At 62.6% G+C, this 14,526-nt stretch carries 12 protein-coding genes and 1 pseudogene; 8 read left to right on the top strand and 5 right to left on the bottom strand.

Translation table 11 applies throughout. The features are described from left to right. Window positions 1-58 precede the first annotated feature (58 nt). Window positions 59-1,336, top strand: a complete 1,278-nt coding sequence (locus tag HJC04_RS03355) for an L-fuconate dehydratase (RefSeq protein ID WP_210632440.1) — start codon at window positions 59-61, stop codon at window positions 1,334-1,336. A gap of 59 nt (window positions 1,337-1,395) precedes the next feature. Here HJC04_RS03355 and HJC04_RS03350 read toward each other — a convergent pair. The 5 genes and pseudogenes from HJC04_RS03350 to HJC04_RS03330 form a co-directional block, all read right to left on the bottom strand. Next, window positions 1,396-2,135, bottom strand: a pseudogene (locus HJC04_RS03350) (NAD(P)/FAD-dependent oxidoreductase); the annotation flags it as partial. Window positions 2,136-2,864: 729 nt separating this feature from the next. Beyond that, window positions 2,865-3,413: a sarcosine oxidase subunit gamma family protein gene (locus HJC04_RS03345; RefSeq protein ID WP_210632439.1), complete on the bottom strand. Its 549-nt coding sequence runs from the start codon at window positions 3,411-3,413 to the stop codon at window positions 2,865-2,867. After that, entirely contained in the window at window positions 3,406-6,360 is a 2,955-nt protein-coding gene (locus HJC04_RS03340) for a sarcosine oxidase subunit alpha family protein (RefSeq protein WP_210632438.1), read from the bottom strand. Before HJC04_RS03340 ends, HJC04_RS03345 begins: the two co-directional genes overlap by 8 nt. After that, window positions 6,357-6,638 (bottom strand): sarcosine oxidase subunit delta, encoded by a 282-nt coding sequence (locus HJC04_RS03335; RefSeq protein WP_210632437.1) that lies wholly within the window; start codon window positions 6,636-6,638, stop codon window positions 6,357-6,359. The genes HJC04_RS03340 and HJC04_RS03335 overlap by 4 nt, the downstream gene beginning before the upstream one ends. 13 nt (window positions 6,639-6,651) lie before the next feature. After that, entirely contained in the window at window positions 6,652-7,902 is a 1,251-nt protein-coding gene (locus HJC04_RS03330) for a sarcosine oxidase subunit beta family protein (RefSeq protein ID WP_210632436.1), read from the bottom strand. A gap of 86 nt (window positions 7,903-7,988) precedes the next feature. Here HJC04_RS03330 and HJC04_RS03325 point away from each other — a divergent pair, with 86 nt between their 5' ends. The 7 genes from HJC04_RS03325 to HJC04_RS03295 all read left to right on the top strand — a co-directional run. Continuing rightward, window positions 7,989-8,948 (top strand): GlxA family transcriptional regulator, encoded by a 960-nt coding sequence (locus tag HJC04_RS03325; RefSeq protein ID WP_221144765.1) that lies wholly within the window; start codon window positions 7,989-7,991, stop codon window positions 8,946-8,948. A gap of 79 nt (window positions 8,949-9,027) precedes the next feature. Next, window positions 9,028-9,711, top strand: coding sequence for a helix-turn-helix domain-containing protein (locus HJC04_RS03320; protein ID WP_210632434.1), 684 nt, complete (start codon window positions 9,028-9,030; stop codon window positions 9,709-9,711). An 89-nt stretch (window positions 9,712-9,800) separates the two neighbouring features. Then, the gene (locus HJC04_RS03315; protein ID WP_221144763.1) at window positions 9,801-10,706 is read left to right on the top strand and encodes a glutamine amidotransferase family protein; all 906 of its coding nucleotides are present in this window, start codon (window positions 9,801-9,803) and stop codon (window positions 10,704-10,706) included. A 69-nt stretch (window positions 10,707-10,775) separates the two neighbouring features. Continuing rightward, window positions 10,776-11,462, top strand: a complete 687-nt coding sequence (locus HJC04_RS03310) for a GXGXG domain-containing protein (protein WP_210632432.1) — start codon at window positions 10,776-10,778, stop codon at window positions 11,460-11,462. Between the two features lie 14 nt (window positions 11,463-11,476). Continuing rightward, window positions 11,477-12,805: an FMN-binding glutamate synthase family protein gene (locus HJC04_RS03305; protein ID WP_210632431.1), complete on the top strand. Its 1,329-nt coding sequence runs from the start codon at window positions 11,477-11,479 to the stop codon at window positions 12,803-12,805. A gap of 80 nt (window positions 12,806-12,885) precedes the next feature. Beyond that, window positions 12,886-14,193, top strand: coding sequence for a type III glutamate--ammonia ligase (glnT, locus tag HJC04_RS03300; protein ID WP_221144761.1), 1,308 nt, complete (start codon window positions 12,886-12,888; stop codon window positions 14,191-14,193). Between the two features lie 89 nt (window positions 14,194-14,282). Beyond that, on the top strand, window positions 14,283-14,526 hold a 244-nt coding region (locus HJC04_RS03295), incomplete at its 3' end, for an ACT domain-containing protein (protein WP_221102533.1).

Raw genomic sequence — 14,526 nt, 5'->3', positions numbered from 1 at the left:
GCAGATAACCGGCCGATCCGGCTATCGCAAGTGGCCCCATAAATCGGGAGGAACAACAATGACCCGCATCACCGACCTTCGCGTCTTCGATCTCCGCTTTCCCACCTCGCAAAGCCTGGATGGATCCGATGCGATGAATCCCGATCCCGACTATTCGGCCGCCTATGTCATCCTCGACACGGATGTCCCAGGCCTTGCCGGCCATGGCTTGACCTTCACCATCGGCCGCGGCAACGACATTTGCTGCATGGCGATCGAAGCGATGCGCCACCTCGTCGTCGGCGCCGACCTCGGCGAGGTGCTTGCCCATCCCGGCAAATTCTGGCGGCATCTGACCAGCGACAGCCAGTTGCGCTGGATCGGCCCGGAAAAGGGCGCCATTCACCTTGCAACCGGCGCGATCGTCAACGCCGTCTGGGATCTGCTCGCCAAACAGGCCGGCAAGCCGGTCTGGCGGCTGGTCGCCGAGATGTCGCCGGAAGAGATCGCCGATATCGTCGACTACCGCTACCTCACCGACGTGCTGACGCGTGACGAAGCGGTCGCTATCCTCAAGAAGGCGGAAGCCGGCAAGGCGGAACGGGTCGCCACCCTCGAAAAGGAGGGCTACGCCTGCTACACGACCTCGGCCGGCTGGCTGGGTTACGAGGACGAGAAATTACGCCGGCTCTGCCAGGAAGCGATCGATGCCGGCTTCAACCATATCAAGATGAAGGTCGGCCGCGATCTCGAAGACGATATCCGCCGTCTGAGGATAGCCCGCGAAGTGATCGGTCCCGATCGTTACCTGATGATCGACGCCAACCAAGTCTGGGATGTCGATCAGGCGATCGACTGGGTCAAGGCGCTTGCTTTCGCCAAGCCCTTCTTCATTGAGGAACCCACAAGCCCCGACGATGTCGCCGGCCACCGCAAGATCCGCCAGGCAATCAGCCCGGTGAAGGTCGCGACCGGCGAGATGTGCCAGAACCGCATCATGTTCAAGCAGTTCATTGCCGAGGGCGCGATCGACATCGTCCAGATCGATTCCTGCCGTATGGGAGGGCTGAACGAGGTCCTATCCGTCCTGCTGATCGCCGCCAAGTTCGGCCTGCCGGTCTGGCCGCATGCCGGCGGCGTCGGCCTCTGCGAATATGTGCAGCATCTGTCGATGATCGATTACATCGCGGTATCCGGCACCAAGGATGGCCGCGTGATCGAATATGTCGATCATCTCCATGAACACTTCCTCGACCCCTGCCGGATCGACAACGCCGCCTATATGCCGCCCACCCTGCCGGGCTTCTCCATCGAGATGAAACCGGCCTCGATCAGCGGCTACACATTTCGAGGCTGAGGAACCAGCGCCGGTGGCGCGCTCGTCCCGCCAGAACCCGGAGAAGGAATTCGCGGCTCTCAAACCAGCATCGACTGCTGGGCGAAGATACCCGCCATCGCGCCTTGCCATGATGCCGTGGTGACCGAGGGCATTCCGGGATTGGCGAGGTCGCCGGCGGCGTAGATGCCAGGCATGCTGGTCTCGCGGCGCTCATCGACCTTGAGGGCGATGCCGCTGGGCGTATCGACTGTGGCGAGGCCCAGTGATTCATGCAGACTGGCGGACGGTTTGTTGCGCGGATGGGCGAACAGGATGTCGACCGCGACATCGGGGCCGGTATCGAGTTTGACGGCGGCGCTGTGGCCCCCGTGATGGACGATCCCGGTGATCCGGCCCTCGACGACAGGTATGTTGCGAGGTGCGAGATCGGCCCGGATATCGGGCGGAATGTCATGACCATCGGCGAACAGCGTCAACCTGTCGGTCCAATCGTGGAAAAGCCTGGCCTGATTGTGCGACTGCCGGCCGGACCAGACGAGGCCCCAATGCTGGCCGGCGACTTCAAAGCCGTCGCAATAGGGGCAGGGCACGATGGAGGTGCCCCAGCTTTCGGCAAAGCCCGGAACATCAGGCATCTGGTCCACGATGCCATAGCTCAGGATCACGCGGCGCGCCGTGAGGCTTTCGCCATCGCCAGTGAGGACGGAGAAGTTGTCGATGCCGCCGGAGACACTTTCGGCCGGGCACTGACGAGCTTGATCGTGGGATAACGCGCCAGCTGCCGCCGCGCCTCGGCCAGGATGTCCAGCGGCGGCTTTTAGATTCAGGTTAGAAAAGCCTCCCATCATTTCTCGCCCCTCGACATATCCGTAAATTCAACCTGCCCGCGAGCACCGAACGCCACTGAGAGAGCAAGGGGGGCCGCCGAAAGCGGTTTCTTAACCTCGCACCCAATAAAGAAGCTCACATCTGGAAGCTGATCGGTTTCTGATTTTTCGATTCTGAAGCAATTCGCAAACTGTAGTCGATCAACCTCCCCAAATTCGGCAAGGTATTTCTTTAATATATCTATTGTCTGTCCTTTCGGGCTCTTATGTGACTGGAGAGATCCGCCGTATATATAAATAACCACAATACAAAATACGAAGGATACTACTATCCTGCGATATAGAGTCTTACCAGACTGAAGGTTCATACTGTGCCTGTAGATGCGACTGATTTACGATGGCCCTACCTTCCCTAGCTCCGGTGTAAACCTCAAGTCAACTTGCTTAGATCTGCAAAGTAACACACGAGCTCGTTGGCTAGCGGCTATGTTCACACATCTAACATCTTCCGCCCCGAACGGACCTTTACCGAAACAGCAGATTTTTTGCCGGCGACCCCGTGAACTCGATCTCCACGGCCTAACAATTTCGCCGCCATCCTCTCCACTGTAGCGAATTCTCGTGTGGGCTCGATGGTCAACGGCTCCGTGCCATCGCACCGAAAAGTTGAACCTTCCAGCTAATTTGGGTTAATAATCGATCTTTGTGCCGGTACGGCCCTATGCGCCACCGTCCTTTTCAGCGCTCGCCGCCATATGATTAAGCTCGTCCCAGAGGCTTTCGGCGAAGCTGCGCAGAACGGTGAGTTCGAAGCTGTCATCGCCGGTGCGGGCGATCTGTACGGAGATGTGACCCATCATGGTCATCGCCGAACTGCCTTCCGCAAAGACGGCGGGATCGAGATCGACTGCGGTGCCCTTTGAAAGAAGCACGCGCGAAGACCCTCCGGAAATGCCGATGCGGACGCGACCGTGGCTCTGGTCCATGACGAAGGCCTTTCCAGCAAGGGCCGCCGCAAGCGCGTCCAGACCGGCAGGCGAGAGCGGCTCGTCGCCGGCGACGAACCATTGGCGGAAGCCGGCCTTGCGGATCGAACTTTTCGCAAGGCCTATCTTCGCCAGTTCGGCGGCAAGTGCGGTCGGCTCGATTGCGCCGAGCACGTGCAGGAGATGGCCCTCCGGCAAAGCTTCCAGCCGGAGGCCGGGTCCTGCCATGCCGCTATATCTGGCTCCTGCGAGAACCGGTCTGTGCTGGGGAAGTTCAGGCATGGAGCTTCTCGTTTTCGGGATCGATGAAGACGGGATGGCAGAGCACCGCATCGGTGATTTCGTTGCGCAGGCCGTTCCAGACCGTCACCTTTTCGCCGATGCGCTCCGGCCCGCGCCGGACGAGCGCCAGGCCGATCGTATGGCCGAGGCTCGGCGAGAAGGCGCTCGAGGTGACATAACCCTGGTCGTTTTCGAGCGTCGCCGCTGCGCCCTCGGCAAGGATATGCGAGCCGGTGCGAAAGCCGCTTGCCGGATTGAGCGGCTTGACACCGACGAGGCGCGGGCGCTCGGGATCCTGCAGGCCTTCGCGGGCGAGCATCGCCTTGCCGATGAAATCCGGCTTGGTCGATGAAACCATGCGGCCGAAGCCGAGATCGCCTGGGGTGACCGTGCCGTTGATCTCGGCATGGGTGACGTGGCCCTTTTCGATGCGCATGACACCGAGCGCTTCCGCGCCATAGGCTGAGATGCCGTGTTTCTCGCCTGACGCCATGATGGCATCGGCAACGCTTTCGCCGTAGCCGGCCGGCACCGCCAGCTCGTAAGCCAGTTCGCCCGAGAAGGAGATCCGGAAGAGCCGGCCTTCGAGGCGGCCTGCAAATAGCGACACCTTGCGGGCGCTCATGAAGGGGAAGGCCGCATCGGAAAGATCCTCGTCGACGATTTCCGAGAGGATCGCGCGCGACTTCGGCCCGGCGACGGCCATCTGCGCCCATTGATCGGTCGAGGAGGCGAAGTAGACGTCGAGTTCCGGCCACAGCGTCTGGGCGCAGAATTCGAGATGGGTCAGCACGCCGGCGGCCAGCGCCGTCGTCGTCGTCATGAAGAAGTGGTCGTCGCTGAAGCGGCTGGTGGTGCCGTCGTCATAGATGAAGCCGTCCTCGCGCAGCATGATGCCGTAGCGCGCCTTGCCGACCGCCAGCTTGGCAAAACCGTTGCAATAGACGCGATCGAGGAAGGTCGCTGCATCCTTGCCGAAGATTTCGATCTTGCCGAGAGTCGAGACGTCGCAGAGGCCGGCATTTTTGCGGATGTTCAGCACCTCGCGGTCGACGCTTTGACGCCAGGTCGTTTCACCGGCGCGCGGGAACCAGGAGGAGCGGTACCAGAGGCCGGTTTCGACGAAGACCGCGCCGTTCTTTTTCGCCCAGCCATGCAACGGCGATTTGCGCGCCGGCTGGAAATCCTTGCCGCGCGATGCCCCCGTCAAAGCGCCGAAGGAGACAGGTGTGTAGAAGGGACGGAAGGTCGTCGTGCCCACCTCGGCAGGCGAGACGCCGCGCGCCTCGGCAAGAATGCCGATGGCGTTGATGTTGGAAAGCTTGCCCTGATCGGTCGCCATGCCTGATGTGGTGTAACGCTTGGCAAGTTCGACATGGCCGTAACCTTCGCGGACGGCGAGGCCGAGATCTTTGAGATGCACGTCGTTTTGGTAATCGACGAAAGCCTTGCCCTTCGAACCTTTGACGGACCAGAGCGACTTCGTGCGCTGAGCCGTGTCGGTGGCTGAGGCAAAGGCCGGTTCAGCTGCGAAACCGATCGCGTTCAGGGCAGCGGCCGCCTTTGCCGCTCCATCACCGAGGCAGGCTGCAGTCTGCGCAAGGCCGGCAGCCGCGCCGGCAACGGCAAGACCATCCTGCGCAGCCGGCGCCAGAAACGCCGCAATCTCGTTCGACCATTGCGGTTTGCCGCCGCGATGGCAGGCAAGATGGATGACCGGGCTCCAGCCCCCCGACATGGCAAGTGCATCGGCTTCAATCCGGCGAATGCCGTCTTCGGCTTTAACGCTGACGCCGCGCAGACGCCGGCCGCCATGGGCATCGATAATCCGCGCGCCCCTCAGCACCTCGGCGCGGCCCGGCCAGTTCTTGCCGCCGTCGGGGCGGCTGTCGGCGATCGCCGCAACTCGAAGGCCGGCGGATTCGAGGTCAGCGGCGGTGTCATATCCGCTATCGTTGGTGGTGAAGATCACCGTGCCTCGGCCCGGCGCGACCGCCTGCCGGTTGAGATAGCTACGCATGGCGCCTGACATCATCACGCCGGGAATATCGTTGCCGCCGAAGACCAGCGGCCGCTCCTCGGCCCCTGTCGCCAGGATCGCCTGGCGGGCGACGATGCGCCACAATCGTTCGACGGGGCCCTCGGGATCGGGCAGCGCCACATGCTTCTGCACACGTTCGACGGCGCCGAAGACATTGTCGTCGTACCAGCCGAACACGGTCATGCGCGGCAGGCGGCGCACATTCGAAAGCCCTTCGAGTTCGGCCAGCAACTCGCCGAGAAGGGCGTCCGCCGGCTTGCCATCGACGGCGCCATTGTCCGAGAGCAGGCTGCCGCCGAGTTCGGGTCCTTCGTCGGCGAGGATGACGCGCGCGCCGGCGCGCCCGGCCGTCAGCGCCGCGGCGAGGCCGGCAGGGCCGGCGCCGATCACCAGCAGGTCGCAATGCGCCCAGCATTTCTCATAGGCATCGGGATCGGCTTCGTAGGAGGCGCGGCCGAGGCCCGCCGCCTTGCGGATCACCGGCTCGTAGAGCTTTTCCCAGAGGGCTGCCGGCCACATGAAGGTCTTGTAGTAGAAACCGGCGCTGAGGAAAGGCGAGAGCAGGCCGTTGACCGCACCGACATCGAAACCGAGCGAGGGCCAGCGGTTCTGGCTCTTGGCCGTCAGCCCCTCATAAAGCTCGATCATCGTCGCGCGTGTGTTCGGTTCGGTGCGCCCGCCGCTGCCTGTCGTCACCAGCGCGTTCGGTTCGGCGGCCCCCGCCGTCAGAATGCCGCGCGGGCGGTGATATTTGAAGCTGCGGCCGACGAGCTGGATACCGTTGGCCAGCAGCGCCGAGGCGAGCGTATCGCCCGAATGGCCTTGCAGCGCCTTGCCGTCGAAGGTGAAGCCGATTGTCCTGGCCCGGTCGATGCGGCCGCCGGAGGAAAGACGAAAGCTCGTCATGCCGGTTCTCCGCCGAGCTTGGCAAGGGCGGCATCCCTGACGCCGTGGACCTTATGGGTGACGGTATCGCGCTCGACGATCAGCCAGCGGCGGCATCCGGAGGAATGGTGCCAATATTCGCTATGCCGGCCCTTCGGATTGTCACGCAGATAGACATAGTCGTACCAGACATCTGCGCCGGCATCCGGCGCCGGCCGGACAAGGTTCGCATCGCCGCGGATCGAGAATTCCTCCTTGGGCCGGACGCCGCAATGAGGACATGAAATCAGGCTTGCCATCGTCTAAATGTCCTCAATGCAGGTTGGGCTGGGCGCCGACGCCCTTTTCGTCGATAGGGTAGCCGCGCGCGAAGCGGTCGAGCCGGAAGGCGCGCGCCGTCTGGTGCGGCGTGTTGCGGGCAATCAGATGGGCGTAACAGAAGCCGGAGGCGGGCGTGGCCTTGAAGCCGCCGTAACACCAGCCGGCGTTGAGATAGAGATTGTCGATATGGGTACGGTCGATGATCGGCGAGCCGTCCATGCTCATGTCCATCACCCCGCCCCAGGAGCGCAGGTAGCGCAGGCGCGACAGCGACGGGATCATCGCGATCCCGGCTTCGGCCACATGCTCGACGGTCGCGAGATTGCCGCGCTGCGCATAGGAATTGTAGCCGTCGATATCGCCGCCGAAGACCAACCCGCCCTTGTCGGACTGGGACACATAGAAATGCCCGGCCCCGAAGGTGACGACATGGTCGATGAAAGGTTTCAGCCCTTCGGAGACGAAGGCCTGCAGCACATGGCTTTCGATCGGCAGGCGAAAGCCGGCCATATCGGCGACGACGGTGGAATTGCCGGCCGCCGCCAGCGCCAGCTTGCCGCAGCCGATGAAGCCCCTGCTGGTCTCGACACCGGTCACCTTCCCGTTTTCGGTGCGGATGCCGGTGACTTCGCATTGGGTGATGATGTCGACGCCGCGGTTGTCTGCGCCGCGGGCATAACCCCAGGCGACCGCGTCGTGGCGCACCGTGCCGCCGCGCGGCTGGTATAGACCACCCATGACGGGGAAACGGGCATTGTCGAAATCGAGGAACGGAAGCTTCTTGCGCACCGCCTGCCGGTCGAGCAGCTCGGCATCGACGCCGTGCAGCCGCATGGCGTTGCCGCGGCGCGTATAGGCGTCGCGCTGCGCGTCGGAATGGAAGAGGTTCAGTACGCCGCGCTGCGAGACCATGGCGTTGAAGTTGAAGTCCTGCTCCAGTCCTTCCCAGAGCTTCATCGACAGTTCGTAGAAGGGATTGTTGCCCGGCAACAGGTAGTTCGACCGGATGATCGTGGTGTTCCTGCCGATATTGCCGGAGCCGAGATAGCCCTTTTCGAGCACGGCGACATTGGTGATGCCGAACTCCTTGGCGAGATAATAGGCGGTGGCAAGGCCGTGACCGCCGCCGCCGACGATGACGACGTCGTAATGCGGCTTCGGCGCCGGATCGCGCCAGGCGGGCGCCCAGCCTTTGTTGCCGCGAAGGCCGTTCAAAAAAATCGAAAGAGCGGAATAGCGCATGGGTCACCCGGAAAGAACGGAAGCATGATGCCAGAAAGAAGCGGGCAGACTTGCACAATAGGGACATGAATCGCTAAGAAAGGGACATGTCCTCACTTGATAGCAGAAATGTTCAGACGATCGGCTTCATCCTGGTTCCTGGATTTGCGCTGATGTCCTATGCCTCGGCAACGGAGCCGTTGCGGGCGGCAAATTTGCTGGCGGGCCGCGAGATCTATCGGCTACAGATCTTCTCGCCGGATGGCGCATCGGCACTCTCTTCCTCCGGCATCAGCGTACCCGCCGAACCTCTGCCCGTCAGAGGCTCGGGGCTCGGAACGGCCTTCGTCTGCGCCGGCGGTTCGCCGCGCGACTGGCGATATCCCGGCGTGCTTGCCTGTTTGCGGCAGCTGTCGCGCGAAGGTGTGAGGATCGGCGGCATCTCGGGCGGTCCCTATCTAATGGCCGCCGCCGGACTGCTCGGCGGCCGCGACTTCACCGTCCATTGGGAGCATGCGGCAGCCCTTCTCGAAGCCTTTCCGGATCTCACGCCGCGCCAGGCACGCTTCGTGATCGACGGCAACAGGATTACCTGCGGCGGCGGCATCGCTCCACTTGACATGATGCATGTGCTGATCGCCGAGCGCATGGGGCCGGATTTCGCCCGTCGCGTCAGCGACTGGTATCTTCACACGGAGGTCAACGAGCCGGCAGCACCACAGCGTGCGTCGCTTGCCGAGCGCTACGGTGTCCACCACCCCGGCTTGCTCAGCGTTCTCGAACGAATGGAGGAGACGATCGAGATGCCGCTCGAGCGTGCCGCCATGGCGCGGATCGCCGGCGTCACCACCCGCCATCTCGACCGGCTGTTTGCGGCCCACCTCGGCACCAGCTTCCTCGATCAATACCACAGGATCAGGCTGCAGCATGCCCATCGCCTGCTGAAGCAGAGCCCGCTTTCCGTCTCGGAGATCGCGGTTGCCACCGGCTTTTCCAGCCTCAGCCATTTTTCCCGGATGTTCCGTAGCGCCTACGGCGTCACTCCGCGTGAGGCGCGGCGGGAATAGTTTTCTTCACGGTTGAGGAAATTTCACTATGACGATAGGATTGCATCCGAACAAAAGCGCAGGCGGCAGGGGAAAATCCATGAAATCCAAGCGAGAAGCGGCGGAGCAGCCGGAACAGCCGCATGGCGGTCGTGCTGCCTTTTCCCAGGACCCGCACGCCGTCCGGGAACCGAAGGAAAACAACCTCGAAATGGCAATCGGCCATGAGGTGCGCGCCTACCGCAAGAAACTCGGCATCACCGTCACCGATCTCGCGGCCGCGACCGGCATTTCGCTCGGCATGCTGTCGAAGATCGAGAACGGTAATATCTCGCCGTCGCTGACGACGCTGCAATCGTTGTCGCGGGCGCTCGGCGTGCCGCTGACCGCCTTTTTCCGCCGCTTCGAGGAGCCGCGCAATGCCGTCTTCGTCAAGGCGGGGCAGGGCGTCGAACTCGAACGGCGCGGCACCCGCGCCGGCCACCAATATAATCTGCTCGGCCATATCGACAACAATACCAGCGGGGTCATCGTCGAGCCCTATCTGATCACGCTGACGGCCGATTCCGACATCTTCCCGACCTTCCAGCACGAGGGCATGGAGTTTCTCTATATGCTCGAAGGCGAGGTGGTCTACCGCCACGGCGACCAGCTTTTCCAGATGCAGCCGGGCGACAGCCTGTTCTTCGACGCCGATGCGCCGCATGGGCCGGAACAGTTGGTGAAACTGCCGAGCAAATACCTGTCGATCATCAGTTATCCCCAGCAGAGCTCGCGGAGCTGAATTGCCTTAGAGGAAAACTTTATTCTTCCCAGTTGATGTCCCGATAGAGACCTGCTACTCCTTTCTCAACATGAACGGAGGCACGCGCCATGTGCGGCATTGTAGGACTGTTCCTCAAGGACAAGAGCCTTGAACCCCAGCTCGGGAATCTGCTCTCGGATATGCTGATCACCATGACCGATCGCGGCCCGGACTCGGCCGGAATCGCGATCTATGGCGGCTCCGCAGCGGGCAAGGCAAAGATCACCGTCCAGTCCAGCAATCCAGGGGCGGACTTCGAAGGCCTCGCCGGCGACCTGGAGAAAGCCGGCATTAAGGCCCATGTGTGGATCAAAAGCACGCATGCGGTCATCGAGCTCGATGCTTCCAAGCTTGCAGAGGTGCGCGAGGCGCTCGAACGGATCCGCCCGGCAGTTCGCCTCATGGGCTCGGGCGAAAGCGTCGAGATCTATAAGGAAATCGGCCTTCCCAAGGACGTCGTGGCGCGCTTCGGCGTCCGCGCGATGAGAGGAACCCACGGCATCGGCCATACCCGCATGGCGACCGAATCCGCCGTCACCACGCTCGGCGCCCACCCGTTCTCGACCGGCGCCGACCAGTGCCTGGTGCACAACGGTTCGCTGTCCAACCACAACAATCTGCGCCGCGAACTGGTGCGCGAAGGCATGACCTTCGAGACGCAGAACGATTCCGAAGTCGCCGCCGCCTATCTGACGGCCGAAATGGCCAAGGGCAAGGATCTCGGCCAGGCGCTGACTGGCGCGCTTGACGATCTCGATGGCTTCTTCACCTTCGTCGTCGGCACCAAGTCCGGCTTCGGCGTGGTGCGCGACCCCATCGCCTGCAAGCCCGCCGTCATGGCCGAGACCGACCAGTACGTCGCCTTCGGTTCGGAATACCGCGCGCTGGTCAATCTTCCCGGCATCGAGAATGCCCGTGTCTGGGAGCCGGAGCCGGCAACTGTCTACTTCTGGGATCACGACAAGGCCGCCTGAGGGGCGCCTGAAAGCCAAGAGGCGGCGCAGACCGCCTCCCGGACAAACGAGGCTTCCAACGAGGAATCAATGCCCACATTCGATCTTTCCAGCACCCCTCTTCGCGAACTGAACAGCGCGCTGCACGCTCTTTCCAAAGGCGCCAACGACACTGAGTTCGAGGTCATCAACCCGCGCGGCAGCCATGCCGTCGCCGTCGGCATCGACAGCCCAGTGACGGTCGCTGTCAGGGGATCGGTCGGCTATTACTGCGCCGGCATGAATGACGGCGGCAAGGTGACGGTTCATGGCTCGGCCGGTCCGGGTGTTGCCGAAAACATGATGTCCGGCACCGTCGTCATCGAGGGCGACGCCAGCCAATATGCTGGCGCGACCGGCCGGGGTGGCCTGCTGGTCATCAAGGGCAATGCCGCGTCGCGCTGTGGCATTTCGATGAAGGGCATCGACATCGTCGTTCATGGCAGCATCGGCCACATGTCGGCCTTCATGGGCCAGTCCGGCCATCTCGTCGTGCTAGGCGACGCCGGCGATGCGCTCGGTGATTCGCTCTACGAAGCCAAGCTGTTCGTCCGCGGCGAGGTCAAGAGCCTCGGCTCCGACTGTATCGAGAAAGAGATGCGGCCGGAGCATCTGGAGAAGCTTGCCGAACTCCTCGACAAGGCGGGGGTGACGGACGTCAGACCCGAAGAGTTCAAGCGCTACGGATCGGCCCGCAAGCTCTACAATTTCAACATCGACAACGCCGACGCATACTGAGGCGAGGGACACTCATGAGCTATCACAACCCCTATACCCCGCCACGCAAGTCCGCGACTTTCGACGACTACACACTTGCCGAAATCCGCCGCGCGGCGGCGACCGGCATCTATGACATCCGCGGCGCCGGCACCAAGCGCAAGGTTCCGCATTTCGACGACCTGCTGTTTCTCGGCGCCTCAATCTCGCGCTACCCGCTCGAGGGTTACCGCGAGAAGTGCGACACGACTGTGGTGCTCGGCTCGCGTTTCGCCAAGAACCCGATCACGCTGAAGACGCCGATCACCATCGCCGGCATGAGCTTCGGTGCGCTGTCCGGCAACGCCAAGGAGGCGCTCGGTCGGGGTGCGACGATCGCGGGCACGTCGACCACGACGGGCGACGGCGGCATGACCGATGAAGAGCGCGGCCATTCGCAGACGCTGGTCTACCAATATCTGCCCTCGCGCTACGGTATGAACCCGAAGGACCTGCGCCGTGCCGACGCGATCGAAGTCGTGGTCGGCCAGGGCGCCAAACCCGGCGGCGGCGGCATGCTGCTCGGCCAGAAGATCTCCGACCGCGTCGCCAATATGCGCAACCTGCCGAAGGGCATCGATCAGCGCTCGGCCTGCCGCCATCCGGACTGGACCGGCCCCGATGATCTGGAAATCAAGATCATGGAGCTGCGTGAGATCACCGATTGGGAAAAGCCGATCTACGTCAAGGTCGGCGGCGCGCGTCCCTATTACGACACCGCTCTTGCCGTGAAGGCCGGCGCCGATGTCGTCGTGCTCGACGGCATGCAGGGCGGCACGGCGGCGACGCAGGACGTCTTCATCGAGAATGTCGGCATGCCGACGCTCGCCTGCATTCGCCCGGCCGTGCAGGCGCTGCAGGATCTCGGCATGCACCGAAAGGTGCAGCTCATCATATCAGGCGGCATCCGCTCGGGCGCCGACGTGGCGAAGGCGCTGGCGCTCGGCGCCGATGCGGTCGCGATCGGCACGGCGGCGCTCGTCGCCATCGGCGACAATGATCCGCGCTGGGAAGAGGAATATCAGAAGCTCGGCACCACGGCCGGAGCCTATGACGATTGGCACGAAGGCAAGGATCCGGCCGGCATCACCACCCAGGACCCGGAGCTCGCAAAACGCCTGGACCCGGTTGCGGCCGGCCGCCGTCTCGCCAACTACCTCAAGGTCATGACGCTCGAGGCCCAGACGATCGCGCGCGCCTGCGGCAAGAACCACCTGCACAATCTCGAGCCGGAAGACCTCGTCGCGCTGACGATCGAGGCATCGGCCATGGCGCAGGTGCCGCTCGCCGGCACCAACTGGATTCCCGGCAAGGGAGGCTTCTGATTTCTACCGGCCGGGCCAAAGTCCCGGCCGTCTCATCTCCATAACCAAAGTGTCTCGAAGAAATCCAAAGGGGAACGAGAATGACACTGGACCTTGCTGCTTTTGCGAGAGACAAAGGCATCAAATATTTCATGATCAGCTACACCGACCTGTTCGGCGGCCAACGCGCCAAGCTGGTCCCGGCGGAAGCCATTGCCGACATGCAGAAGGATGGCGCCGGTTTCGCGGGCTTTGCGACCTGGCTCGATCTGACGCCGGCCCATCCGGACCTGTTTGCGGTTCCCGATGCCTCCTCCGTCATCCAATTGCCCTGGAAGAGAGACGTCGCATGGGTCGCCGCCGACTGCGTCATGGACGATCAGCCTGTCGAACAGGCGCCGCGTGTCGTGCTGAAAAGACTGGTGGCTGAAGCTGCGAAGGAGGGGCTCCGGGTAAAGACCGGCGTGGAGCCCGAATTCTTTCTCATCTCTGCTGATGGTTCGGTGATTTCAGACGAGTTCGATACCGCCGAGAAGCCTTGCTACGACCAGCAGGCCGTGATGCGTCGGTACGATGTCATCGCCGAGATCTGCGACTATATGCTGGAACTCGGCTGGAAGCCCTATCAGAACGACCACGAGGATGCGAACGGCCAGTTCGAGATGAACTGGGAATATGACGATGTCCTGAAGACGGCGGACAAGCACTCCTTCTTCAAGTTCATGGTCAAGTCGGTCGCCGAAAAACACGGTCTTCGCGCCACCTTCATGCCGAAGCCCTTCAAGGGCCTGACCGGAAACGGCTGCCATGCCCACATCTCGGTCTGGGACATCGACGGCAGGGTCAACGCCTTCGCCGACAAGGAAATGGCCTTCGGCCTCTCCGCGCAGGGGAAAACCTTCCTCGGCGGCATCATGAAGCACGCTTCGGCGCTTGCTGCCATCACCAATCCGACGGTCAATTCCTACAAGCGCATCAATGCGCCGCGCACGACCTCAGGCGCGACATGGTCGCCGAACACCGTGACGTGGACGGGCAACAACCGCACTCACATGGTGCGCGTGCCGGGGCCCGGGCGCTTCGAGCTGCGCCTGCCGGACGGTGCGGTCAATCCATATCTCTTACAGGCGATCATCATCGCGGCCGGCCTCGACGGCATCCGCAGCCAGGCAGACCCCGGCCAGCACTATGATATCGATATGTATGCCGAGGGACACCTGGTGAAGGACGCGCCGCGCCTGCCGCTCAACCTGCTCGATGCGCTGCGCGCCTTTGATGCCGACGAAGGCCTGAAGGCGGCAATCGGGGCTGAGTTTTCCTCCGCCTATCTCAAGCTCAAGCACCGGGAATGGAATGCCTACTGCTCGCATTTCACCCAGTGGGAACGCGACAGCACGCTCGATATCTGAGCAGCCGGACCGACGTCTTCGCCATGCCGGGTTGGACAGCTCGGCATGACCGGACTCTCTATACCTGAAAGGGTGAAGGAAGAGACAGCATGAAGAGCTTCGTACTCACCGTATCCTGCAAATCGACGCGCGGCATCGTTGCGGCGATTTCGAGCTATCTGGCCGACAAAGGCTGCAACATCATCGACTCCAGCCAGTTCGACGATCTCGATACCGGCAGGTTCTTCATGCGCGTCAGCTTCATTTCGGAAGAGGGACTGTCGGGCTCCGCCATCAGCGCCGATTTTGCCGCCGTCGCCGCGCCCTTCGAGATGGATTACGACTTCCACGACA

Source organism: Rhizobium sp. NLR8a (assembly GCF_019685235.1).
Taxonomy (GTDB): Bacteria; Pseudomonadota; Alphaproteobacteria; order Rhizobiales; family Rhizobiaceae; genus Rhizobium.
Note: the sequence above shows the minus strand (reverse complement) of the source record. Positions and strands in the feature narration are given on the sequence as shown.

Coding starts and splice junctions, on each gene's coding strand:
- HJC04_RS03320 (WP_210632434.1), top strand. CDS start 9,028: ATGAAATCCAAGCGAGAAGCGGCGGAGCAGCCGGAACAGCCGCATGGC.
- HJC04_RS03335 (WP_210632437.1), bottom strand. CDS start 6,638: ATGGCAAGCCTGATTTCATGTCCTCATTGCGGCGTCCGGCCCAAGGAG.
- glnT (WP_221144761.1), top strand. CDS start 12,886: ATGACACTGGACCTTGCTGCTTTTGCGAGAGACAAAGGCATCAAATAT.
- HJC04_RS03315 (WP_221144763.1), top strand. CDS start 9,801: ATGTGCGGCATTGTAGGACTGTTCCTCAAGGACAAGAGCCTTGAACCC.
- HJC04_RS03340 (WP_210632438.1), bottom strand. CDS start 6,360: ATGACGAGCTTTCGTCTTTCCTCCGGCGGCCGCATCGACCGGGCCAGG.
- HJC04_RS03345 (WP_210632439.1), bottom strand. CDS start 3,413: ATGCCTGAACTTCCCCAGCACAGACCGGTTCTCGCAGGAGCCAGATAT.
- HJC04_RS03325 (WP_221144765.1), top strand. CDS start 7,989: ATGTCCTCACTTGATAGCAGAAATGTTCAGACGATCGGCTTCATCCTG.
- HJC04_RS03305 (WP_210632431.1), top strand. CDS start 11,477: ATGAGCTATCACAACCCCTATACCCCGCCACGCAAGTCCGCGACTTTC.
- HJC04_RS03355 (WP_210632440.1), top strand. CDS start 59: ATGACCCGCATCACCGACCTTCGCGTCTTCGATCTCCGCTTTCCCACC.
- HJC04_RS03310 (WP_210632432.1), top strand. CDS start 10,776: ATGCCCACATTCGATCTTTCCAGCACCCCTCTTCGCGAACTGAACAGC.
- HJC04_RS03330 (WP_210632436.1), bottom strand. CDS start 7,902: ATGCGCTATTCCGCTCTTTCGATTTTTTTGAACGGCCTTCGCGGCAAC.